General features: G+C 61.9%; 17 protein-coding genes and 1 pseudogene. 9 read left to right on the top strand and 9 right to left on the bottom strand.

Annotated features, from left to right (window positions below; translation table 11 throughout):
• Nucleotides 1–46: 46 nt before the first annotated feature.
• Together B0G73_RS20540 and B0G73_RS20535 are read left to right on the top strand one after the other, a co-directional pair.
• Nucleotides 47–996, top strand: a pseudogene (locus tag B0G73_RS20540) (pseudouridine-5'-phosphate glycosidase).
• Between the two features lie 71 nt (nt 997–1,067).
• Entirely contained in the window at nt 1,068–1,517 is a 450-nt protein-coding gene (locus B0G73_RS20535; protein WP_106283114.1) for a DUF2501 domain-containing protein, read from the top strand.
• A gap of 147 nt (nt 1,518–1,664) precedes the next feature.
• On the opposite strand, the gene B0G73_RS20530 is transcribed toward B0G73_RS20535, so the two are convergent.
• Nucleotides 1,665–2,627 carry a GlxA family transcriptional regulator gene (locus tag B0G73_RS20530; protein ID WP_106283113.1) on the bottom strand — a complete coding sequence of 321 codons (963 nt, stop codon included), beginning with the start codon at nt 2,625–2,627 and terminating at the stop codon, nt 1,665–1,667.
• Between the two features lie 148 nt (nt 2,628–2,775).
• Between B0G73_RS20530 and B0G73_RS20525 the strand changes: the two genes are divergently transcribed.
• Complete coding sequence (locus B0G73_RS20525; RefSeq protein WP_106283112.1) at nt 2,776–3,495, top strand: GNAT family N-acetyltransferase; 720 nt, start codon at nt 2,776–2,778, stop codon at nt 3,493–3,495.
• A 328-nt stretch (nt 3,496–3,823) separates the two neighbouring features.
• Here the strand turns inward: B0G73_RS20525 and B0G73_RS20520 are convergent, their stop codons facing one another.
• Nucleotides 3,824–4,624, bottom strand: a complete 801-nt coding sequence (locus tag B0G73_RS20520; protein ID WP_258193389.1) for a hypothetical protein — start codon at nt 4,622–4,624, stop codon at nt 3,824–3,826.
• A 10-nt stretch (nt 4,625–4,634) separates the two neighbouring features.
• On the opposite strand from B0G73_RS20520, the gene B0G73_RS41340 reads away from it, so the two are divergent.
• Both B0G73_RS41340 and B0G73_RS20515 read left to right on the top strand, forming a co-directional pair.
• Nucleotides 4,635–5,138 (top strand): hypothetical protein, encoded by a 504-nt coding sequence (locus B0G73_RS41340; protein ID WP_258193388.1) that lies wholly within the window; start codon nt 4,635–4,637, stop codon nt 5,136–5,138.
• Nucleotides 5,139–6,253: 1,115 nt separating this feature from the next.
• Nucleotides 6,254–8,071 carry a serine aminopeptidase domain-containing protein gene (locus B0G73_RS20515; RefSeq protein ID WP_106283110.1) on the top strand — a complete coding sequence of 606 codons (1,818 nt, stop codon included), beginning with the start codon at nt 6,254–6,256 and terminating at the stop codon, nt 8,069–8,071.
• Between the two features lie 22 nt (nt 8,072–8,093).
• Here the strand turns inward: B0G73_RS20515 and B0G73_RS20510 are convergent, their stop codons facing one another.
• Together B0G73_RS20510 and B0G73_RS20505 are read right to left on the bottom strand one after the other, a co-directional pair.
• A complete protein-coding gene (locus B0G73_RS20510; protein WP_106283109.1) occupies nt 8,094–9,353 on the bottom strand; it encodes an RNA polymerase sigma factor in 1,260 nt (419 codons plus the stop codon).
• 6 nt (nt 9,354–9,359) lie between these two features.
• Nucleotides 9,360–9,731, bottom strand: a complete 372-nt coding sequence (locus tag B0G73_RS20505) for a YciI family protein (protein WP_106283108.1) — start codon at nt 9,729–9,731, stop codon at nt 9,360–9,362.
• A gap of 484 nt (nt 9,732–10,215) precedes the next feature.
• Here B0G73_RS20505 and acnB point away from each other — a divergent pair, with 484 nt between their 5' ends.
• Nucleotides 10,216–12,801 (top strand): bifunctional aconitate hydratase 2/2-methylisocitrate dehydratase, encoded by a 2,586-nt coding sequence (gene acnB / locus B0G73_RS20495; protein WP_106283107.1) that lies wholly within the window; start codon nt 10,216–10,218, stop codon nt 12,799–12,801.
• Nucleotides 12,802–12,807: 6 nt separating this feature from the next.
• Here the strand turns inward: acnB and B0G73_RS20490 are convergent, their stop codons facing one another.
• A complete protein-coding gene (locus B0G73_RS20490) occupies nt 12,808–14,247 on the bottom strand; it encodes a DEAD/DEAH box helicase (RefSeq protein WP_106283106.1) in 1,440 nt (479 codons plus the stop codon).
• Nucleotides 14,248–14,765: 518 nt separating this feature from the next.
• Here B0G73_RS20490 and B0G73_RS20485 point away from each other — a divergent pair.
• A complete protein-coding gene (locus B0G73_RS20485) occupies nt 14,766–15,557 on the top strand; it encodes an IclR family transcriptional regulator (protein WP_106283105.1) in 792 nt (263 codons plus the stop codon).
• Between the two features lie 18 nt (nt 15,558–15,575).
• Here B0G73_RS20485 and B0G73_RS20480 read toward each other — a convergent pair whose 3' ends face one another.
• Nucleotides 15,576–16,910, bottom strand: coding sequence for an MFS transporter (locus tag B0G73_RS20480; protein ID WP_106283238.1), 1,335 nt, complete (start codon nt 16,908–16,910; stop codon nt 15,576–15,578).
• A 247-nt stretch (nt 16,911–17,157) separates the two neighbouring features.
• Here B0G73_RS20480 and B0G73_RS20475 point away from each other — a divergent pair, with 247 nt between their 5' ends.
• Nucleotides 17,158–17,940, top strand: coding sequence for an enoyl-CoA hydratase/isomerase family protein (locus tag B0G73_RS20475; protein ID WP_106283104.1), 783 nt, complete (start codon nt 17,158–17,160; stop codon nt 17,938–17,940).
• A 20-nt stretch (nt 17,941–17,960) separates the two neighbouring features.
• Nucleotides 17,961–20,132 carry an acetate--CoA ligase family protein gene (locus tag B0G73_RS20470; protein ID WP_258193387.1) on the top strand — a complete coding sequence of 724 codons (2,172 nt, stop codon included), beginning with the start codon at nt 17,961–17,963 and terminating at the stop codon, nt 20,130–20,132.
• A 122-nt stretch (nt 20,133–20,254) separates the two neighbouring features.
• On the opposite strand, the gene B0G73_RS20465 is transcribed toward B0G73_RS20470, so the two are convergent.
• The 3 genes from B0G73_RS20465 to B0G73_RS20455 are packed head-to-tail and all read right to left on the bottom strand — an operon-like array spanning nt 20,255 to nt 22,818.
• Nucleotides 20,255–21,166, bottom strand: a complete 912-nt coding sequence (locus B0G73_RS20465; protein ID WP_106283103.1) for an SDR family NAD(P)-dependent oxidoreductase — start codon at nt 21,164–21,166, stop codon at nt 20,255–20,257.
• 33 nt (nt 21,167–21,199) lie between these two features.
• Nucleotides 21,200–21,655: a MaoC family dehydratase gene (locus B0G73_RS20460; protein WP_106283102.1), complete on the bottom strand. Its 456-nt coding sequence runs from the start codon at nt 21,653–21,655 to the stop codon at nt 21,200–21,202.
• A complete protein-coding gene (locus B0G73_RS20455) occupies nt 21,652–22,818 on the bottom strand; it encodes an acyl-CoA dehydrogenase family protein (RefSeq protein WP_106283101.1) in 1,167 nt (388 codons plus the stop codon). Before B0G73_RS20455 ends, B0G73_RS20460 begins: the two co-directional genes overlap by 4 nt.
• Between the last annotated feature and the right edge of the window lie 13 nt (nt 22,819–22,831).

The raw sequence follows: 22,831 nt of genomic DNA, 5'->3' as shown, positions 1-22,831 counted from the left end.
CTTGCTGCATACTTAAACGAAATATACCGCCGGGAAGATCGTGACGATGACGAACCTTGCTCACTCGTGGTTGAGTTTCAGCGGGCCTGTGGCCGCTGCACAGTCCGCCGGCCGCCCGCTCGTCGCGCTGGAATCGACCATCATCGCTCACGGCATGCCCTATCCGGAGAACGTTCGCACTGCGCGCGAAGTGGAGGCCGTGATCCGCGGGCTGGGTGCCGAGCCCGCGACTATCGCATTGATCGACGGGCGAATCCGCATCGGCCTTTCGAACGACGAACTGGAACTGCTCGGGCGCTCGGACCAGGTACACAAGGTCAGCCGCCGCGATCTGCCGGCCGTGCTGGCCGGCGGCGGCCTTGGCGCCACCACGGTAGCCGGCACGATGATATGCGCCGCCTTGGCCGGCATCGAGGTCTTCGTGACCGGAGGCATTGGCGGCGTGCACCGGGGCGCGCCGGAAAGCTTCGACATTTCGGCCGACCTGCAGGAACTGGCGAAGACTTCGGTGGCGGTGGTCTGCGCGGGCGCGAAGTCCATTCTCGACATCGGACTCACGTTGGAATACCTGGAAACGCACGGCGTGCCGGTGCTCAGTTGCGAGCAAGACAATTTCGCCGCGTTTTACACGCGCGACAGCGGTTTTCGCGCGGACTTCAGGCTGGACGATGCGGCGGAGCAGGCACGCTTCATCCGCACCAAGTGGGACTTGGGCCTCGTGGGCGCGTGGTGTTGAGCACGCCAGTGCCGGAAGCGGCAGCGATGAAGTCCGAGGAGATCGACGCGCTGACCCAGCAGGCGCTCGCGGAGGCCACGGTGAAAGGTATCACCGGTAAAGCCGTGACGCCCTTCCTGCTGGCTCGCATCAAGGCATTGACGAGTGGACGCAGCCTGACGACAAACATCGCGCTCATCAAACACAATGCCGAAGTCGGGGCGAGATTGGCGCTGGCGTTGGCACATGCAGCGCGCGGGGCCTGTTCAAATCGTCGATGACCTCGTTCTTTGTTTGAGTCCGTAAGGCACTATAGTGAAGACTACTTTCACTCCACGGCAAGAGGGCTTCCATGATCGCATGCAACCGTCGCACCTGGGCCAACGGGCTCCTGGTCGCTACATTGCTCTATTTCCCAACCGCCCACGCCCAACTCGGCAACCTTCTCAATCAGAGTGGAAACGGCGCCGCCGCTGGCGGACTCGACAGCCTGGGCGGTTTAGGCAGCGGGTTGTCGTTGCAGTCGCTAACGTCCGGCAGCACGGGCAACGTCGCGGGCGTGCTTGAATTTTGTATCAAGAACAACTATCTCGGTGGCAGCGCGTCGTCGATCAAAGATGGGCTCATGAGCAAGCTGCCGGGCGGTTCATCGTCGAGCGACAGCGGGTACACCGACGGCGCCAAAGGCATCCTGAACAGTGGCGACGGTAAGCAGGTGGACCTGAGTGGCGGCGGTCTGAAGGAGCAGATCACGAAACAGGTCTGCGACAAGATTCTGGCCCAAGGGAAATCTTTGCTTTAAGCAAGTGACGGCGCACTCAATCCGAAGAGAGTGGCGATGTGACTTCGTTCACGTTGAAAGCGCGTTGGCAGCTATACCGAAACGAAACCGGTTGACCACGGCTATTCCGTTCAAGTCGCGATGGTTCGGCGATCCGCCGTCGAAACGCTAGCGCATTTCGGCGCGAAGTTCCCGCACTCCGCGGCCGAGCCTCCGGCGCAGCAAAGTCCGCAACGTCGCCGAGTCGGCGTAACCCACCTCGCTCGCAATTCTCTCGAGGTCGTAGCCGATTGAGACGAGGTTCTGCGCCCGCTCGATTCGCAAATCCTGAAAGAAGGCCAGTGGCGACTTGCCGAGCACGGCCTCGGTACGGCGCTGCAAAGTGCGCGGTCCAACGGACAAAGCAGCCGCTGCCGCCTGAAGCGAAAACCCTGCCGAAAGATTGTCGCGAGCCCATCGCTCGAAACGCGCGACCAGCGGATCGGCGTGAGCGAGGTGATCCGGAATGATGTATTCGGACTGGGAAGAACGCTTGTCTATGAGCATGAAGCGGGCAACCAGCGTCGCAAGTTCGGGGCTTGCCTGACGCAGCAGCCAGAGCGCAAGGTCGAGATGACCCATCGCGGAACCCGCCGTCACCACGCGTTGTGAGGCGACGACCATGCGCGAATCGTCCAGATTGACAGCCGGATAGCGTTGGCGGAAGAAAGGCGCGAGCGACCACGTGGTTGTCGCCTCGCGGTTATCCAGAAGCCCGGCTTCGGCCAGCAGGAAAGTCCCGATACAGGCAGCCGCGACGCCGACGCCGTCGGCATGCCAGCTGCGAAGGTACGCCATCGTGTCGCGCATGTCTGGACGGCTCAGCGCCTCGATCAGGCGTTCAGGCTGTCTGACATTCGGCGCAGGCACCACCACCCAATCGGGACGGCTAACGGTGCTTGCGGGTTCGACCGCGGTCGACAAGCCATGCGCGGTCCGAATGCGTTTGCGCACGCCGACGACTCTGACATCGAAAGGCGGTGCGGCGAAGCCTTGGGCCACGGCGAGCTCGTTGGCAGTCGCAAAGGTATCCAGCAGGACCGTGAGCCCGGTATCGAACAGGCCGTCCAGTGCGAAGATGACCACTTTCATGTCGCAAATAGCTCCATTAATGTCATTTGCGACTATAGCCTCGCGTCTGTCGGGCGTCTAGACTGCACAGCAATACGGCCAGCGTGACGCGCTGGCTGATCATTCAGTCAAGCCGCCGGCACTCAGTCGCGCTTGCAAAGGAGAAAGCATGAGCGGTTCGATAGACGCTGACCTCGACCGTCCGATCTGGGCGGCCCTCACGACGAAGCAGGCGCACCTCGGATATGGCGATGCCCTTGCCCGTCGATACCACCTCGATGTGGCGCCCTTCGCGGCTCTGGCATCGGAAACGCCCGCGGCATATCGGGCGCTGCTTCAGCTTTTGCTGCCTCACGAGCAGGCCGCCGTGCTGCGATCCGACGAATCGATCGGTCCGCTAGACGGGCTTCAGATCACGCACGCGGGCGTGATCCATCAAATGATCGCGCGGCATCGCACAGCAGCGAGCGTGGACGACCACGACGTAATTCGCTTGGGTGACGCGGACGGGAAAGATATGCTTGAGCTCGCCCAGAAGACCAAACCCGGTCCTTTCGGCAAGCGAACGGGCGAAATGGGCAACTACATTGGAATTCGCGAGCAGGGGCGTCTTATCGCAATGGCCGGCGAACGAATGCGCGTTGACGGATACGTTGAGATCAGCGCTGTTTGCGTAGATGAAGACTATCGGGGACGTGGCCTTGCGGGGCGGCTCATCAAAGTCTTGCGAAGAGAGATCGAGCAACGGGGGGACACGCCGTTTCTTCACGTGTTCAGCAACAACACCTCCGCGATCGGGTTGTATGAGCGTCTGGGATTTGAATTGCGTCGCACGTTTCAGCTTACTCGTGTTGGACATGCTGATTCACGTTCGGCCGCAGTCGCTTAAACCTATTCCGGGAGATGTCGAATCAGGGGCTTCGGACGGTTCGTATCGCTTCGCGATTCTTCCTTAACTTCCCCTCGTCCTCGACGAGTCACGAAACTTCGACGCGCCATATAGCCCGAAGAAAGGGAGGTCAACCGGCGGAGACATGCAGCGTCGATTCAGGCCCAGTTGATGGAGGGTTTCGGTCTTGGACAGTTCGCGGCACCACGAACGGGTTTCGCAGCAGCCTGAAACACCTCTTGGGCCGGCACCAGGCCGGCCCAACCTGCTCGTCAGGCAGCCGGGGCGCGATCCGTTGCGGCATCGCACCACCGGCCGAACGCTTGCATCAGCCGATGCGCGCGTTGCTAACCGTCACCGTCGGGCCGCCCTTGTCCCAGTCTTCCAGGCTCAGCCCGGTTTTCTTCCAGACCGGGTTGGCGCTGGTAATCGATCCATTCACGACGTAGCCATTCAATTGCAGGCCCTGTACGTTGAATGAACCGCCGGGACTGCCCGTATCCGTATGGCCGGTAATGCTGATGCTGACCGTCTTGTTGACCGGACCCGGGAAGAAGCCAAAATAAACGTTAATCCCGCCGCCGGCGCAGTTATTCGTCGTCGGGCTGACGATGCGGATGTTTTGAAACACGGCGCTATTGTCATTCGGTTCGATATCGAGACCGGCGCCGGGAGCCGTTCCGCCGATATTTTCCCAAAGCGGACTATTAAACGTGATGCCACTGCCGCTGATAATCGATACGCCCTGGCGTCGGCATCCGGTCGCGTGGTGCGAATTGACCGTGATGTTCGTGCTGTAGCCGTTGCTCTTTTTATCGCTGTTGTTGATATAAATGCCGTCGCCCCAGCAATTGATCGTGGTCGGAGACGTAATGGTGCAATTCGTCGCGCCGTTAATCGAGATCCCCATTCCCCATTCGCCCGACTTCGCCGAATTCAATTCCTTGCTGCCGTCGAGATACGGGCTTTCAAGCGTGACATTATCCACGTCCCCCAAGCGCAGGATTTCATACGTATCGGTATTATGCGCCAGCAGTTTGATCGAAGCGCCGCTTGCAAACCGCACGTGGCTATTGGTGCGCAGGTCGAGGCCGGCCACATCGATCCGGCTCTTGCCGGTAATCAGCAAAATCTGGCCAATGGAGCCGTCGATTGCGCGCTGGAGTGCGACGCGATCGTTGGTGGACCCATCGCCCTTTACGCCGAACGACGTGTCGAGAAGAACGCCCTGCGTGCTCGTCGGCGAGCTCGCGCCAGCCGGGGAGCTTGCCGCCGGCGGGGAGCTTGCCGTTGCCGGCGCGCTCGCGCCGCTCGACGAACTGGCGCCCTTCGGGTTTGATGCGCCGCCGCCGCGTCGGTATCGGTCCGCGACCGCGTCGGGACTGGCGGCATCGCCACCACCGCCGCATGCGGCAAGCACGAACGCGCCGCCGCCGGCCAACAACGACGTCAGAAATTTCCGACGGACCGTGAGTTCAGTATTGGAAACAGAGAGTGTTGCCGCTGGTGTATTCTTAATCATTCAAGTCTTTCCAACTATGCCGGCGCGATCAAAAGCCAAAGCCCAGGCGAACGACCGCAACCATACAGGCGTTAACAGGGAATTTAAGCGAGATAATGGGCGCAAAAGCCCGAACGCTTAAGTACGAGTTACCCCGCGTAATCGGCGATGCGAATACGCGCGGGCGCAAGCGAATACCTGAAGAGATCTCCGCTTAAAGCAAAGAGAACTTCAGGATTGGTAAAGCAGATCTTCCGGAAGGGTTCGCCAGACTTGCATTTCGATGGCGCTAAAGCGGCCGATGAGACGCACAGTAATAGCTAGAAGGTAAATTATTACCATCTATTAATAATCGTATCAGATTAACAAAGTCAGTCCTACGTCACACTTGTTACAATATGTACATCATATCATCATACTTTTTATAAAATCCGGAACAAATTCCCTGAACCTCTATCTTTTCAACGACTTCCGTACCGACAGTTTTGTCTGCTGAATGGTAAATTTTTATAAATGTATGAAGATAAAAACGTATCAGGAACGACACACTTTTATTGTCTGATTAAATATAAATAAATATATGAGTAATTTAATCGAAAGGAATAAAATCCGGAGAATTCGCATTATGCGTGCTTTCACGCACCAGCGCACGACGCGGAGGCCGAATCGAGCTGCATTGGCGGTTTCCAGCGAGCGTCGGACACCTGCGCGCGAGCGGGCTTGAACGTCGCTTGCCTACTCGTCCGATAAATCGATTTATCGGTGTCCCGTATCAAAACAACGCATTTGGCGTATTTTAATTTTGTCGGACGAGTACTGCCGAACAATCTCATTCCGGTTTATGCGCCGGCTTTGTCCGGAGGACGATTTTCCCCGAGAATAAATTAGTGGGGCAATCGCCAGCGCTGTGTGCGAATTCGCACAGTGCGCGTTAAATTACCTTGAAACACAACAGCTACGGGTAAATCCTTAATCGACTTTTTTTAAAAAAATACGCGCAATCAGTGAACGTTTGTTAAAGGGCAAACGTTGTTCAGATCAAATTCATTCTCTGCCTCGTGCAATGTTGTTTAGCGCACCGAAGCGGCCTCTAAAGAGCGATCCAATCGACCAAAACGCTCAAAACAAAAAGAGGCTCACACTGATGCACTACGAGACAAGAACATTGCGCGGTGCAGTTGCAAAAGACCTTGCAACGCCCGCTTTTTGCAACCCGGCCCCAGTCGGCGACAACAACCAGACCGATCGAGGCTAGCCATGAAACCGATCGCATTCGGTGGACGCTTTGGATGGCTTCATGCTGGAGAAGGCACGCATGGCGTGGTGCTCTGCAGCCCGTTCGGCCATGAGGAGCCGTGGTGCCACAAGGGCATCCGATATCTCGCCGAAGAACTGTCCGCGTACGGTATTCCCACACTGCGCTTCGACTATCTGGCAACGGGAGACTCCGCGGGAGTCGACGGCAATGCCCATCATCTTGAAGCCTTCGTGTCCGATATCGTCGCGGCCGTCAAGCGCCTGAAGGAACAAACCGGCGTGACCAGCGTGACGCTCTGCGGCTTGCGTCTCGGCGCGACCCTCGCTGCGCTGGCGTCGCGTGCATGCGCGGCCGACTCGCTCGTGCTGCTCGCGCCCGTCACCCGCGGGCGCACCTATCTGCGCGAACTGGCGGCACTGCGCAAGGTCTGGCTCGACAATCTCGCCCCGTCCTTGCGCGCAACGCAGCGCGACAAGCCGTTCAACGTGCTGGGACAGGTTTACAGCGACAGGCTTTGCAGTGAACTGGACGCGCTCGATCTGTCGAAGGCGATGGACATGCACTCTGCGGTTCTCACGCGCGCGCTCGTGCTCGATGCGCGCGCCCGCGCCAGCGCCACGCTGTGTTCGACGCTGCGTGGACGCGGCGTCGCGGTCGAAACGGGCGTGCTGGAAGGCTACCTCGAATATATGGATGAGACGAAGTCGTCGACTGTGCCGGCTCGCGCGTTCGACGAGGTCGTCAAATGGATCGTGGACGGCGCCCCGGGAACGCGCTTCCACAACCAGGTGAATAGAGGCGCACGGCCGAGCGTATCCCTCGACGACGAAGCGATCATCGAAACGCCCGAAGCGCGCGAGCGCCCGGTCATCTTCGGCGCCAACGGCCTGTTCGGCATGCTGTGCGAACCGCGCGGCAGGATCGCGTACGGGCCCGTCATGCTGATCACCAATACTGCCGGCAGCGTGCATCATGGCGACAGCCGGCTTTCGGTTCGAATCGCGCGGGAAATGGCCCGGCGCGGCATTCCATCCATGCGCATCGACGCGCGCGGCATCGGCGACAGTCCTCCGCGTACGCCACAAGGTCCACTCGATCTGGTGCCGAAGATCCACGCATCCACGACTATCGAGGATGTCGCGACGGCCGCCGCCTGGCTCAAGCGCAAGGGCTATCAAACGGTCATCTCGTTCGGGATCTGCTCGGGCGCCTACAGCGCCTTGCGCGCGGCGCTCGTGGAGCCTGCTCTCACGGCCGTCATCGCGGTCAATATCGTGCGTTTTTACATACCCCCGCACATGTCGATGGCTGAACTGGAGGAGTTGCAGCGTAACTCGCTGAAGCGTGTCGGGCCCGCGATATTCAAGCCGTCCAAATGGTGGCTCGTGCTGAGCGGAAAGCGCAAGTTCCGGCCCATCGCGCAGGCCGTCGCAGCAACTCTGCTCGCGCGTCTGCATTCGCATCGGCTGGACGCAGCCGGCCACCGTACTGGCGCGGCCGAAGCCGATACGCTGACGCACCCGCACGGCGTCGTTCACACGCTCGAACGCAAAGGCGTGCGGACTCTCTTCGTCTACGGTTCAAGCGACGAAGGAATGGATCAGCTCAATGCGCATTTCGGTAAGCGCGGGAAGAAGCTGTCGCGCTTTTCGCATGTCAAGGCGGTCGTTCTGGATGAGCTCGATCACGCGCTCTTCGATCCGCGAGCGTCGGCAAAAGTCATTGCGCTGAGCGAGGCGTTCATCAAGGATCTGCATCAGAAGGCAGCGGCGCCGAAGGTCGTCAATCCGCTATTGGCCGTGCAGCAGCAGCGTTGAGCGAGAAGCCGGGGCGATTTTTCTACCTTCCCGCCGATGACACCTCAGCGCGCTTGCGCTGCAGAAATCGGCGCACGGACGGATCGCGCTCGAGTCCGATCGCGAGATCGTACGCGCCGAGCGCTTCAGCCGTCGCGCCGGCACGCGTGAGCAGATCGGCGCGCGCGGCCCAGTACGGCTGGTAGTCGGCCAGGCGCGGATCGTCTGCATACGGCTCGAGCGCGTCGAGCGCCGCCAGCGGGCCGTCGCGTTCCGCCAGCGCGAGCGCGCGGTTCACCGCGACCACCGGCGAGGCTGCAATCGCGAACAGCGCATCGTAGAGCTGCACGATCTCGTCCCAGTTCGAGCGATGCGTGCGGCAGCGGTGCACATGCGCCGACTGCAGCGCGGCTTCCAGCTGAAAGCGTCCGATTGCGTTGAATGCGCTCGCGCGCAGTAACAGTGCGTCGGCTGCGTCGATCATGGGTGCGTTCCATGTCGCCGGATCCTGAGCCGACAGCGGCACATAGTCGCCGGCCGCATTGCGTCGCGCGTCGCAACGCGCCTGCGCATACAGCATGAGCGCGAGCAGACCCAGCGTCTCCGGCTCCTCGGGCAGCAGTTCGACGAGCAGGTGTGCAAGGAACAATGCCTCGCCGGTGAGATCGCGCCTCTCTGTATCGCGGCCGAGCGGGTCGGTCCAACCTTCCGCATACGCCGCATAGACCGCTTCCAGCACCGCAGCAAGCCGGCCAGGCAACTCCTCGCGCTCGGGTACGCTGAACGGAATGCCCGCCGCCCGGATCTTGTTCTTCGCCCGCACGAGGCGCTTGCTCATCGCGGCGGGCGACATCAGGAACGCGGAGGCAATCGTCTTCGCTTCGAGCCCCAGCACGACTTGCAGCATTAGCGGCGTGCGAATCGCGGCCTCGAGCGCAGGGTGCGTGCATGCGAACAGCAGCGCAAGCCGCCGGTCGGGCAACGCGGCTGCTTCACGCTCGTCGATCTCGTCGGCGAGGATCGTGAGCTGGTTCGTCACTTCGTCGCCGACGCGGCGATGCCGCGCGCCGTCGATTGCCCGGCGACGCGCGACCGTCATCAGCCACGCTTCGGGATTCGCGGGGCAGCCGCGCTCCGGCCAGTCGGCGAGCGCGGCCGCAAACGCGTCGGCCAGCGCGTCCTCGGCCGCGGCGACGTCGCGCGTGCGCATTGCCAGCAGCGCGACGAGCTTGCCGTAACTGCGACGCGCGACCGCCTCGGCGATCGCACGCGCCGCGCTGTCAGCGCTCACGGCCGCAGCCATCCCGACTCACGCAACGGAAGGCGCATCGTACGGAGCCGTCCAGACCGGGCGCACCTCCATGAGGCCGTGCGCCGCGCCGGGGCAACGCGACGCCCACGCGATCGCCGCGTCCAGGTTGGGCACATCGATCAGGTAGTACCCGGCCAACTGCTCCTTCGAATCGGAGAACGGTCCGTCAAGCACCTGCGGCTTGCCGTCGACGAGCCGCACCGTGGTCGCCGTGTTCGTGTGCTGCAGCCGGTTGGCGCCGACCAGAACGTCCGCTTTTTTCAACGATTCGGTGTACGCGTGATATGCGGCGACGCCTTGCTGCCGCTCACTGTCGCTCATCTGGTTCCAGCCGTTTTCTTCCGAATAGATCATCAACAGGTATTGCATAGGAGCCTCCGTCATGGGTTGAGGCGGGTGACTACATCGGGCCGCCATCACAATGACGCGTGGGCCGCATGCTGACGGACAGCAGGCCGCGAAAAATGTCGGACGGCAAATGCATGGTAAAGCTAATCAGCCTCGCGCAGCGCATGGAGATCGTCCAGCGCTTCGGCAAGGCAGGCGGCAAATGCGTGGCAGGTTCCGCTGATCGGGTCGGATTCGAGGGGTGCTATCCCGGCCACTTGCGCGGCACGGCGGGGTGGCTCACGAACCGCCCATGCCCACTGTTCATCCGGGTTTCAAGGACCGCCACCGTTGAGCCCGCGTCTCTCGGCCCCTAAATCCGCTCTTCAGCCGCCACTCTTATATAAGATATAAGACAATTGACCTCGAGCGCCCATCCCTTTAAAATTGCACCCAAACGCTATCCGGCACAGCCATGGCGGGCCGGAAGCGATCCCCTGAAACGCCAACATCAGCAGGTTCTTTCATGCTTGAAAACTTTCGCGCTCACGCAGCCGCACGCGCCACGCTCGGCATTCCGCCCCTGCCGCTGACCGCCCAGCAGACCGCCGAACTGGTTGAGCTCCTCACCAACCCGCCCGCAGGCGAAGAGCAAACCCTGCTCGACCTGATCACCAACCGCGTGCCCGCCGGCGTCGATGAAGCCGCCCGCGTGAAGGCCGGCTTCCTCGCTGCCGTCGCCAAGGGTGAGACCGCCTGCGCGCTGATCTCGCGCGCTCGCGCCACGGAACTGCTCGGCACCATGCTGGGTGGCTACAACATCCAGCCGCTGATCGAACTGCTGTCGGACGCGGAAGTCGGCACCGTTGCCGCGGACGCGCTGAAGAAAACCCTGCTGATGTTCGACGCGTTCCACGACGTCAAGGAACTGGCAGACCAGGGCAACGCCAACGCGAAGGCCGTGACGCAAAGCTGGGCCGACGCCGAATGGTTCACGAGCCGTCCGGAAGTGCCGCAAAGCCTGACCATCACCGTCTTCAAGGTGACGGGCGAAACCAATACGGACGACCTCTCGCCGGCGCCGGACGCCACCACCCGCCCGGACATCCCGTTGCACGCGCTGGCAATGCTGAAAAACGCGCGTCCCGGCATCACGCCGGAAGAAGACGGCAAGCGCGGCCCGATCAAGTTCATCCAGGCGCTGAAAGAAAAAGGCCATCTGGTCGCCTACGTCGGCGACGTGGTCGGCACCGGCTCCTCGCGCAAGTCGGCCACCAATTCGGTGCTGTGGTTCACGGGCGAAGACATCCCCTTCATCCCGAACAAGCGCTTCGGCGGCGTGTGCCTCGGCGGCAAGATCGCCCCGATCTTCTACAACACCATGGAAGACGCGGGCGCGCTGCCGATCGAACTCGACGTGTCGCAAATGGAAATGGGCGACGTGGTGGAACTGCGTCCCTACGAAGGCAAAGCGCTGAAGAACGGCGCGGTAATCGCCGAATTCCAGGTCAAGTCCGACGTGCTGTTCGACGAAGTGCGCGCGGGTGGCCGTATTCCTCTCATCATCGGCCGTGGCCTGACCGCCAAGGCGCGCGAAGCGCTCGGCCTCGCTCCGTCCACCCTGTTCCGCCTGCCGCAGCAGCCGGCCGACAGCGGCAAGGGTTTCTCGCTCGCGCAGAAGATGGTCGGCCGTGCGTGCGGCCTGCCGGAAGGCCAGGGCGTGCGCCCGGGCACCTACTGCGAACCGAAGATGACCTCGGTCGGCTCGCAGGACACCACAGGCCCGATGACCCGTGACGAACTGAAAGACCTGGCGTGCCTCGGCTTCTCCGCCGACCTCGTCATGCAGTCGTTCTGCCACACCGCCGCTTATCCGAAGTCGGTGGACGTGAAGACGCACCGCACTCTGCCGGACTTCATCAGCAACCGCGGCGGCATCGCGCTGCGTCCCGGCGACGGCGTGATCCACTCGTGGCTGAACCGTATGCTGCTGCCCGACACCGTCGGCACCGGCGGCGACTCGCACACGCGCTTCCCGATCGGTATCAGCTTCCCGGCGGGTTCGGGTCTGGTCGCGTTCGCCGCCGCCACTGGCACGATGCCGCTGGACATGCCGGAATCCGTGCTGGTTCGCTTCAAGGGCAAAATGCAGCCGGGCGTCACGCTGCGCGACCTCGTCAACGCGATCCCGCTGTACGCAATCAAGCAAGGCACGCTGACGGTCGCCAAGCAAGGCAAGAAGAACATTTTCTCGGGCCGCGTGCTCGAAATCGAAGGTCTGCCCGATCTGAAGGTCGAGCAGGCGTTCGAACTGTCGGATGCATCGGCCGAGCGTTCGGCTGCCGGCTGCACGGTGCACCTGAACAAGGAACCGATCATCGAGTACCTGAACAGCAACGTCACGCTGCTCAAGTGGATGATCGCGCAGGGTTACCAGGATCCGCGCAGCCTGCAGCGCCGCATCAAGGCAATGGAAGCATGGCTCGCCGATCCGCAACTGCTGTCGCCGGACGCGGACGCCGAGTACGCAGCCGTGATCGAGATCGACCTCGCCGATATCCACGAGCCGATCGTCGCCTGCCCGAACGACCCGGACGACGTGAAGACGCTGTCCGAGGTGGCCGGTGCGAAGATCGACGAAGTGTTCATCGGTTCGTGCATGACCAATATCGGTCACTTCCGTGCCGCGTCGAAGCTGCTGGAAGGCAAGCGCGACATTCCGGTCAAGCTGTGGGTCGCGCCGCCCACCAGGATGGATCAGAAGCAACTGACCGAGGAAGGCCACTACGGCGTGTTCGGCACGGCCGGTGCGCGCACCGAAATGCCGGGCTGCTCGCTGTGCATGGGCAACCAGGCACAGGTGCGCGAAGGCGCGACGGTCATGTCCACGTCGACCCGTAACTTCCCGAACCGTCTGGGCAAGAACACGAACGTGTACCTCGGCTCGGCCGAACTGGCGGCAATCTGCTCGCGTCTGGGCAAGATTCCGACCAAAGAGGAATACATGGCCGACATGGGCGTGCTGACCGCCAGCAGCGACAATATCTACCAATACATGAACTTCGACCAGATCGAAGACTTCAAGGAAGTGGCAGATAGCGTCGCGGTGTAAACAGGCTTAGCGTTTGCCGCGGCCACCCGCGGATCTGGCAGCCGGCTTGCGTGACCCCGCAACCGGCTTGCTGGCGGATTTGCTGCGTGGCTTTGGCACGCCGAATGAGTGACCGCTGGGCGAGCTTGTGCCTTTACCTGCGGCCACAGCGCCCTGCGCCGCCGGCTTGCGTTTGTTTGCGCCACTTTGCGGGCGTGATTTTTTGCTGGGCACCTGCACGGCGCCCGGCGCAGCTTGCGGCACTTTCGGCTTCTTAGGCTTCTTGGGTTTCTTGACGATCTCGCCTGTCGCGCTAGTTTGCGGCACGCGGTGTTCGGCCTCGAAACCCGGCTCTTCCTCACGGCGCAGCGTTTGCCGGATCAGCGCTTCGATCGCGGCCAGTTGCGGCGCTTCATCGGCGCAGACAAGGGACACCGCCACGCCACTGGCACCCGCGCGGCCGGTACGGCCGATACGGTGCACATAGTCTTGCGCCACGATCGGCAGATCGACGTTGATCACCAGCGGCAGGTCGTCAATATCCAGCCCACGCGCCGCCACATCGGTGGCTACCAGCATTTGGACTTCGCGCGTCTTGAAGCGCTCCAGCGCACGCAGGCGCGCGGGTTGCGGTTTGTCGCCGTGGATGGTGTCGACCGCATAGCCCGCGTCATCCAGCATGGCCGCCAGGTATTCCACGCCGTTGCGGGTTTTGACGAATACCAGCGCGTGCTGCCACTTGTTCTTGGCCACAAGGTGAATGAAGAGGTCTGGCTTGTTCTTCTTATCCACCGGCACCACCCACTGCTTGATCCTGCTGGCCGTGACGTTGGGCGGGCTGACGCTGATATTGACCGGGCCGCGCAGAATGCCCGCCGCCATGGCGCGGATATCGTCCGTAAACGTGGCGGAGAACAGCAGGGTTTGGCGCTCGGCAGGCAAGGCAGCAAAGACGGCGTTGAGTTCGCGCGCAAATCCCAGATCGAGCATGCGGTCGGCTTCATCCAGCACCAGCGTTTGTACCTGATCGAACTGCACTGCGTTCTGGCGATTCAGATCCAGCAAACGGCCCGGCGTGGCAACGAGCACATCCACGCCTTTGCGCAGCTTCATCATCTGCGGGTTGATACTCACGCCGCCGTAGGCGGCCAGAAATCGTAAGTCGAGACCTTTGCCGTAATCGATAAAGCTTTGCAGCACCTGTTCGGCCAGTTCACGCGTGGGCACCAGCACCAGAACGCGCGCGCGGTTGCTGGACACCGCCGGGCCGTGTTGCACCAGCCGTTGCAACAGCGGCAGCGCAAAACCCGCCGTTTTGCCCGTCCCGGTCTGTGCCGCAGCCATGACGTCCTTGCCGCTGAGCACAGCGGGAATCGCCTTGGCCTGCACCGGCGTAGGTGTCTGGTAATTGAGGTCCTGCACATTACGCAGCAAAGGATCGATCAGGCCAAGCGAGGCAAAAGACATTGGCGTATTCCAGGCTAAAGCCGCAATTCTAACGGTTACCGTCTGACACATTGCAATCGGAGCAGTTGGGCGACGATGAATGCGTTAGACGTCCGGGTGTTTCGTGAACACCGTCGGTCTCCGGATGGCGGCGGGAATGCAGCGTACGCGATCCGTGCTCTACGCACGCCTTCTACGCGGCTCGGCAACGCCTGATGTCTCGCCGGTAAACCATGGATGGCTGTGATCCATATCACCTGGGATCAATACTGCTTATCGCAAGAACGTGGAGCGCCAGGCCAAAGCTGGGGCGAAGGGAATTGCCGCGGGCGGCGAAGCGCAAGGTGGGTGCGACTGCCAATCGCACAAGACACGCAGGAGGCGTACCATCTGCTGCGTCGATAAAACGGCGCCCCGACGGATTGCCGTTCGCTACGGCAACCGCGAGATAACTAGCGGGCTCGGCTGCGGCGCTACCATGCTGTCCGATCCGGCATCGGCAATCGATCTCTCAAGTAAGCACGGCGAACCCACGGTCTATGGCGAACCACGCGAATCAACAACCGGAATCGAACGCTACTCCATCGAATCGATCGCTCGAACGCGGGCTCGAACTGTTGCGCGCGTTCGGCCCCGGTGCGACGCTTCTCGGCAATGGAGAACTCGCGGAACGCACTGGCCTGCCGAAGGCAACGGTGAGCCGGCTTACGCGAACGCTCGTCGAGGCGGGTTATCTCGAGCACGATGCCGCGCGCAGGGCATACAGACTGGGCCTGCCCGTGCTCAGTCTGGCGCAGGCGTTGCGCAGCGGATCCACAGTCCTGACTGCGGCAGGACCGCTAATCCGCGACACTGCCCAGGCGAAGCGCATCAATGTCGGAATCGCCGGCGCCGACCGGGAAGAGATGGTCTACCTTGAATCCATTCGCTATAACCAGCGGGCCTCATTGCGTACGATCGTCTCGGGACAACGCGTGCCAATGGAACTGACCTCGCTCGGCCGCGCGTATCTGGCCACGCAGCCGAAGCCCGAATTCACTCGTCTGATGGACGCGTTCAAACGTCGCGGACGCAGCGGTTGGGAGCGCCTCGCGCGAGAAATCGCCGAGGCCGTGGATGACGTGCACCGAAACGGCTATTGCGTCGCAAGCTGGCAGCCCGAAGTCATTGCGCTAGCGACACCGCTCGCCATTCCCGGACACCGGATGTTGATCCTTAACTTTAGCGTCCGCACGGCGGCCTCGAAAGACAGCGTGATAAGCGAACTGGCAGCGCCCCTGCTGCGTCTGCGCGACGACATCAAAGCCGCATGCGCGCGCCAGGAAGATTGAAGCCAGCCAGCGAATCCTTCACTCGCGACGCTCACTGATCGCGCGGGCCGGAACGCCCAGCACCACCGCAAGGCCGCCGAGAATGGAGACGGCCGCGACCGCATAGAGGCCCATCGCGCTGCTGCCGAAGTGCGTCGATGCATAGCCGATCACCGAGGGCGCGGAAATCCCGCCGAACTGGCCGAGACTACTAATCAGGCCGATGCCGCTAGCCGCGGCGGTGCTCGACAGGTACGCGGGTGGGATCGTCCAGAACAGCGACAGCATGCCAAGATAGCCAGCCGTGGCAACGCAAAGCAGTGCCACCAGAATGCCTGCGTGATTCGCCGCCGCCGGCAGTAACGCGACGCCGACCGCGGCCATCAATGCGCTTGCCATGAAATGCCACCGTCTCTCCAGCATGCGATCCGAGCTCCGGCCGAACAGATACATCGCGACTGCGCCGACCACATACGGAATCGCGGAAAGAAGTCCAATGTGCCAGTAGTTCGTTACGCCGCTTTTCTGGATCACGCTCGGTGCCCAGATATGCACGACGATGCTTGCCCACGGCACGCTGAAATAGGCGAACGTCAGGAAATAGAATTTTGGCTCCTTCAACGCAGCCCAGATCGAACCATGAGCACGTGAGGCCTTCGTTTGCGCGTCGCGCTCGAGTTCCGCCAGCAGAAGCGCTTTTTCGTCGTCGAGGAGCCAGCTCGCCTGCTCGGGACGGTCCGTCAGATAGACATAGGCGAAGACACCGGCGACGACTGACGGAAGTCCTTCCAGAAGGAACAACCATTGCCAGCCGTTGTAGCCGAGCAAGCCCGTCATGCTATTGAGAATCCATCCCGACACGGGTCCACTGACAATGCCGGATGCGCAGATCGCCATCATGAAGATCGAGGTCACGCGTGCGCGGCGTGCGGCCGGAAACCAGTAGGTGAAATAGAGAATCACACCCGGAAAGAATCCCGCCTCCGCTGCGCCCAGCAACACGCGCGCGATGTAAAACTGCGTCGGCGTCTGCACGAACGCGCTGCCCGCCGAAACGATGCCCCATAGCGTCATGATCCGCATGAGCGTTTTTCTCACGCCGACGCGGGCAAGCCATAAGTTGCTCGGCACCTCGAAAATCATGTAGCCCACGTAGAAGAGTCCTACGCCCAGACCGAACGCGGCATCGGAAAGACCGATGTCGCGCGAGAACTGCAGGTGCGCGAAGCCGATATTGGCGCGATCCAGATAAGCGAAGACGTAGCAAACAAAGAGGAACGGCAGCAGCCGCCAGGTGACTTTCCGGTAGACGGCTTCGGTCTGCGGTTGCGCGACGGCGCTGACGTCGATTGGATTTGAACGGGCTGCGTGCATCATGTCTCCGGAGCTTATATGGACCGCAGGTGGGTCATGGCAAGTCCCTGCGTTGGAATCCATTATCGATACCGAACGGCCGATGACAATGCGCCAATTCCATGCAGTGGAATTGACGGCTCCGGGGGACAAACGCGCTCCGTTCCACAGAGTGGAATTGATGGGATGTCGCGAGCGACTAGTGAAGCTAAGCTGCATTGGCAGATTAACCCAGTCGGCCGACTCCAATTCAACCATCGAGACGCGCATGAGCACATCCACCATTCAAGTCACTATCGAATCGCAGATCGCTACGATCGCGCTGAATCGACCTGAAAAACGTAACGCCATTACCAACGAAATGCGCGCCGAACTGATCGGCGCGCTGGACACCGTTTCGCGCGACCGCGAGGTGCGCGCCGTCGTGTTGACCGGCAACGGCAAGGGATTTTGCGCCGGCGGCGACGTTAGCGGCATGGCGCAACGCATGGAAGCACCCGCCGGCGAGGTCGCGTTCAATGGATGGTCCCGCCAGCAACTCGTGCATCACACGGTCAATCTGCTCTACTCGATACCCAAACCAACCATCGCCGCGGTCAACGGGGCGGCGGCGGGCCTCGGCGCCGATATGGCGCTCTCATGTGACTTCATCATCGCGTCGCAGGAAGCGAGCTTCGCGTGGAGCTACATCAAGCGCGGTCTGATCGCCGACGGCGGCGGCATGTACTTCCTGCCGCGACGCGTCGGCCTCGCACGGGCGAAGGAACTGATCTTCAGCGGGCGTAAGGTCGAGGCGAACGAAGCATTGGAAATCGGCATCGCGGATCGCCTGAGCGCGCCGGACTCGCTCATTGCCGATGCACGCGCCTGGGCCGCTGAATTGAGCCAGGGCTCGGCCACTGCGCTCGCCCTCGGCAAAACCATTCTCAACCAGAGCTATGAACTGTCCGCGCATCAGGTGTTTGCGCAGGGCAGCCAGGCACAGGCCGTCTGCTACACGAGCCGCGAGCATCGTGACTCGGTGCTCGCGTTTCTGAACAAGACGAACTGAGCACGCAGGAGAAGACCCACATGAATGCAATTGCAAAATTGATGCGCCCTGCAAGCGTTGCGGTGATCGGCGCGTCAGCGGACGCCGCCAAGACCTCAGGCCGCCCGATCGCGTACCTCCGGAAGCACGGCTTCGGCGGCGACATCTACCCGGTCAACCCGCGTTACGAGTCGATCGATGGCCTGCCCTGCTATCCCGATGTCGCCTCACTGCCGTGCGCGCCCGATGTCGGTATCGTGCTGCTCGGTGCCGAACGCGCTCACGTCGCTGTCAGGGATCTGGCGAGCCGTGGTACGAGCGCTGCCATTGTGCTGGCGAGTGGTTATGCGGAGATCGGCGAGGAAGGCGCCAGGCGTCAGGCGCAATTGATCGAAGCAGCAGGCTCCATGCGTCTGCTCGGACCGAACACGATCGGGCTCGTGAACCTGACCGATCGCATCACGCTGTCGGCAAGCGGTGCGCTCGAAACGGACGCGTTCACAGTCGGTGGAATTGGCGTGGTATCGCAAAGCGGCGGGATTCTCGGCTCGCTGCTTTCACGGGCGGCGGCACGCGGCATCGGCTTGTCGAAGCTCATCTCGACGAGTAATGAGGCCGACCTCGACATGGCAGACTTCGTCGACTATCTGGTCGACGATGATTCGACTTCTGTCATTGCGCTTTACATGGAAGGGCTCCGTCACCCGGACCGATTTCGGCGTGCGGCGTTACGGGCGGCGGCAGCAGGCAAGCCGGTCGTGGTCTTCAAGATCGGGCGTTCGGAGTCAGGCGCGCGTTCGGCGGTCTCGCATACGGGCGCGCTGGCGGGCTCCGACCGCATGTACGATGCGCTGTTCAAGCAGGTCGGCGTCATTCGTGCGCAGACGTTTTCCGATCTGCTCGATATTCCTCATGCACTCGCTGCGCACCGCAAGCTTGCCGGACGACGGGTGGCTATTTTGACCTCGACTGGCGGCGCCGGCACGCTCGTTGCCGATAGCCTCGGTATGGCAAACTTCGAGACCCCACCTCCTGACGAGGCGACCGCTGCAAAGCTGCGAGCGCTCCAGACCGGCGATCATGCGGTGCTCGACCGCAACCCGATCGATGTGACGCTCGCGGGCCTGCAACCGGCGCTTCTGCGCGGCGCGATCAGCACGCTGCTCGACAGTCCGACTTACGATGCGGTCGTGGTCATCGTTGGATCGTCGGGTCTCGCAATGCCCGACCTGATGGCCTGCGCGATTCGCGATTCGCTGCCCGGCAGCGACAAACCTGTGATGGCGTTTGTGAGTCCGCACGCGCCGGAGATCACGCGCATGCTCAACGAGCAGACAGTGCCGGCGTTCCCGTCGCCCGAGAGCGTAACGAGCGCGCTGGCTGCAATGTGGCAGCATCGCGAGTACATGCAACGTGCTGTGAGTTCGCACGAACAACACGCTGCAGCAGAAGTCGACGTAAGCGATCTACCTGCCGGATCGCTTAACGAAGCGCAGGCGAAAGAGCTGTTTGCGCGCTTCGGCGTCTCAGTGGCGCACGAACGTATCGTCACGAACGCAAATGACGCGGAGACCGCCGCTCGCGAGCTGGGTGGCAAGGTCGTGCTCAAGCTGCTGTCTAACAAGATCACACACAAGAGCGATGTCGGCGGTGTAGCCGTCGGTGTGACCACTGACAATATCGGAGCGCGCCTGAACCGCATGCGCGACGAGGTTGAAACCGCAACCGGCGTATCTGCGGATGCATTTCTCGTGCAGGAAATGGTGAGCGGAACAGAACTGATTCTTGGCCTTCATCGCGACGCGTTGGGCACGGCCTTGCTGCTCGGCATGGGTGGCATCACGGCAGAATTGTTCAAGGACACGACCATGCGTCTCCTCTCCGCCAAAGCGCCGCTGTCACGCTCAGACGCGCTCGAGATGATCCACGAACTGAAAACCTGGCCACTGCTCGATGGTTTTCGTGGGCGGCCGCGCGCTGATATTGATGCGCTGGTCACCGCGATCGTCGCGTTCGCGCGGATGGCCGTGAGACTTGGTGGGCGTATTGTCGAAGCCGAGATCAATCCGATTTTCGTGCTGCCTGCGGGACAGGGAGTGCGGGCGGCGGACGGTGTTGCTGTACTCGCACGGGAAGCCACGATAAACGATGATGCTCGCGCCGCGCACGACGACTTATCCCCGCTGGCGTCGCACAGCGATTTGGCAAGCTGACGGCGTTGGCAACTCGCGGCGGCGAGTGTCGGCAGCCGCTTCCGCTTTTTCCACAGAAACGCAGCCACCTCCTGCCGTGCGTCCCTTGCGCGCGATCCACGGCACCCGGATACATCAAACTTTCATCCGCGTAACGCTTCCACTGCGCTATTGATGAACCGCTGCACCTCTTCGCCCGCTTCGCTATACGCGCGCGCACTGCTCCACTCGGCAATTTCGTCGAAGCGGCGAGCGATGGTCTCCGGCGTCAGTTCCTCATCGCGCAGATGGCAAGGCGCAGTCTCCATGACTGCCGCAACTGAAAATGAACCCCCGCCTGCGGATAGCACGACCCTGGAAGGCGCGTCGCTGCTGCACAGGAACAGTACGCCGGGCGTGACTCGCTCGGGGCGAATGGCGTCAAGCGCGTCAGCAGGCAACAATGCCTCGGTCATGCGGGTTGCCGCGATCGGCGCGATCGTGTTGACCCTGATGTTGCTCCTCAAGCCTTCCTGATGAAGCACGTTCATCAGCCCGACCAACGCCATTTTGGCGGCGCCGTAGTTCGCCTGGCCGAAGTTTCCATAGAGCCCTGCGGCGGACGTCGTCATGACGATACGGCCGTACTTTTGCTCGCGCATGATGTCCCACACTGCTTTCGTACAATGCACCGAGCCCATCAGATGCACGTCGAGCACCGTCTTGAACTCCGCCAGGTCCATCTTCGCGAAACTCTTGTCGCGCAGAATGCCCGCATTGTTGATCAAGATATCGACGCGGCCGAACGTGGCCATCGCCTGCGCAACCATGTCGGCGACCTGCGTATAGTCGGCAACGTCGGCACCGTGTGCGATCGCGCTGCGACCCGTGGCGCGGATCTCATCCACGACTGCTTGCGCCGCCGACGATGAACCGCCGGTGCCATCCCGATTTGCGCCGAAATCGTTAACCACCACCGCTGCGCCGCGCGCGGCAAGAGCGAGTGCGTGTTGGCGCCCAAGGCCCGCACCTGCTCCTGTGACAATGGCGACTTTGCCGTCAAAGCGAATGCTCATTATCTCCCTCTCCTTAAGTACAAGCCGCGCGGGTCAGTAGAAGAAGCGCACGATGGATTCGGCCACACACGCAGGCTTGCTCTGCCCGTCGATTTCAACAATCATTTCGAGCTTGATTTGCGCGCCGGTGGTTCCCAGCGGGTTCCATTCGACAAGCCTGAACTGTGCGCGCAAGCGCGAGTTCACGGGAACCGGTGCCGCAAAGCGCACCTTATTGAGGCCATAGTTGAGCGCCGAACCGATGCCACGTACCTCGAACGCGGTCGCGAGAAATGCGGGCAGCAGGCTCAACGTCAGGAGGCCGTGCGCGATCGGCATGCCGAATGGACCGCTGCGCGCGCGCTCGACATCGACGTGGATCCACTGGTGATCGCCGGTCGAGTCCGCGAACAGATTGATGCGGTGCTGATCGATGACGAGCCAGTCGCTTATGCCGATCGATTCCCCGACAAGCGGCTTGAGCGCTTCGATGCTTTCGTAATGTTTCATGCGTTTTCCGTGGACAAACTCAACGCATCGCGCAGCGAGGCCGCGCAATATGCGTCGTGCTGGTCGCTGGTTCCGTACAGAAGGTCGCCAACGACAGCGCGTTTGAAATAGTGGCCAATCGTGTATTCCTCGGTCATGCCGATCCCGCCGTGCAACTGAATTGCCTGACCGCATACCTGCTTCGCCGTCCGGCCGATCAGCGCCTTGGCCGCCGACACCGTGTGCTGACGCGTCGCTTCATCGCCGTTTTCGAGCGATGCCAGCAGCACATACAGCATTGAGCGTGCAAGCTCCATCTCGGCGGCCATGTCGGCCATCCGGTGCTGCAACGCCTGAAAACTGCCAATCGGTACGCCGAATTGCTTGCGTACCCTCAGAAACTCCGCCGTTGCGACGACCGCGGCTTCCATCGCGCCTACGAGCTCCGCGCACAGCGCCGCGGTTCCGTGAGCCAGGCCGCGGCGGAGCGCGCTCAGACCGCATCCCGGATCGCCCAGCACCGCTTGCTGGCCGACCTGCACGCCGTCGAGTTGCAACTGCGCGGCCCAGCTTCCGTCGTGCAGCGGCACCGGGCGCACCGTCACGCCTTGCATCGCCGCGTCGACGAGGAAGAGCGCCGGGTGGTCGCCGCTTGCACCGGTGCCCGCGATGCGCGCCGACACGATGAACTGATCTGCACCGGGCGCACCCAGCACGGCCGTCTTCTGTCCGTCTAGCCGGAAGCCGGTTGCATCGCGACTCGCGAGCGTCTCGACGACCGCCGGATTGCCGCGCGACGAAGCCTCCTGGTACGCGAGCGCGATACGACACGTGCCCTCGGCGATGCGCGGCAAGAGCACATCCATCTGCGCGGGCGTGGCCGCCGCCACGAAGGTCTGCACCGCCAGCACCGCGCAGCCGACGAAGGGATCGACCACCAGCCCACGACCCAGCTCCTGCGCGATCAACACGGTATCGAGCAACGATCCGCCCAGGCCGCCGTACTCTTCCGGCAGCGCCGCGGCAAGCCAGCCGTTCTCGGCGAACGAGGACCAGTTCCGCGCGTGATGATCGCGGCCCGCCTTCACCTGCGCGGTGCGCCTGTCAAATGCATACGCACGCGCGATATAGCGACGTACGCTGTCCTGCAGCATCTGCTGCTCCGAATTCAACTGGAAGTTCATGGTGATCTGTCGC

It is taken from the genome of Paraburkholderia sp. BL25I1N1 (assembly GCF_003002025.1).
Taxonomy (GTDB): Bacteria; Pseudomonadota; Gammaproteobacteria; order Burkholderiales; family Burkholderiaceae; genus Paraburkholderia.
The sequence above is the reverse complement of the archived record's forward strand: the minus strand, read 5'-3'. Positions and strand labels throughout refer to the sequence as shown.

Bases quoted from the DNA above. Each gene is read 5' to 3' on its own strand.
- B0G73_RS20530 (WP_106283113.1), bottom strand. From the start codon at position 2,627: ATGAAAGTGGTCATCTTCGCACTGGACGGCCTGTTCGATACCGGGCTC.
- B0G73_RS20455 (WP_106283101.1), bottom strand. From the start codon at position 22,818: ATGAACTTCCAGTTGAATTCGGAGCAGCAGATGCTGCAGGACAGCGTA.
- B0G73_RS20480 (WP_106283238.1), bottom strand. From the start codon at position 16,910: ATGCACGCAGCCCGTTCAAATCCAATCGACGTCAGCGCCGTCGCGCAA.
- B0G73_RS20535 (WP_106283114.1), top strand. From the start codon at position 1,068: ATGATCGCATGCAACCGTCGCACCTGGGCCAACGGGCTCCTGGTCGCT.
- B0G73_RS20515 (WP_106283110.1), top strand. From the start codon at position 6,254: ATGAAACCGATCGCATTCGGTGGACGCTTTGGATGGCTTCATGCTGGA.
- B0G73_RS20470 (WP_258193387.1), top strand. From the start codon at position 17,961: ATGAATGCAATTGCAAAATTGATGCGCCCTGCAAGCGTTGCGGTGATC.
- B0G73_RS20525 (WP_106283112.1), top strand. From the start codon at position 2,776: ATGAGCGGTTCGATAGACGCTGACCTCGACCGTCCGATCTGGGCGGCC.
- B0G73_RS20460 (WP_106283102.1), bottom strand. From the start codon at position 21,655: ATGAAACATTACGAAAGCATCGAAGCGCTCAAGCCGCTTGTCGGGGAA.
- acnB (WP_106283107.1), top strand. From the start codon at position 10,216: ATGCTTGAAAACTTTCGCGCTCACGCAGCCGCACGCGCCACGCTCGGC.
- B0G73_RS20505 (WP_106283108.1), bottom strand. From the start codon at position 9,731: ATGCAATACCTGTTGATGATCTATTCGGAAGAAAACGGCTGGAACCAG.
- B0G73_RS20490 (WP_106283106.1), bottom strand. From the start codon at position 14,247: ATGTCTTTTGCCTCGCTTGGCCTGATCGATCCTTTGCTGCGTAATGTG.
- B0G73_RS20510 (WP_106283109.1), bottom strand. From the start codon at position 9,353: ATGGCTGCGGCCGTGAGCGCTGACAGCGCGGCGCGTGCGATCGCCGAG.
- B0G73_RS20465 (WP_106283103.1), bottom strand. From the start codon at position 21,166: ATGAGCATTCGCTTTGACGGCAAAGTCGCCATTGTCACAGGAGCAGGT.
- B0G73_RS20475 (WP_106283104.1), top strand. From the start codon at position 17,158: ATGAGCACATCCACCATTCAAGTCACTATCGAATCGCAGATCGCTACG.
- B0G73_RS20485 (WP_106283105.1), top strand. From the start codon at position 14,766: ATGGCGAACCACGCGAATCAACAACCGGAATCGAACGCTACTCCATCG.
- B0G73_RS41340 (WP_258193388.1), top strand. From the start codon at position 4,635: ATGGAGCCGTCGATTGCGCGCTGGAGTGCGACGCGATCGTTGGTGGAC.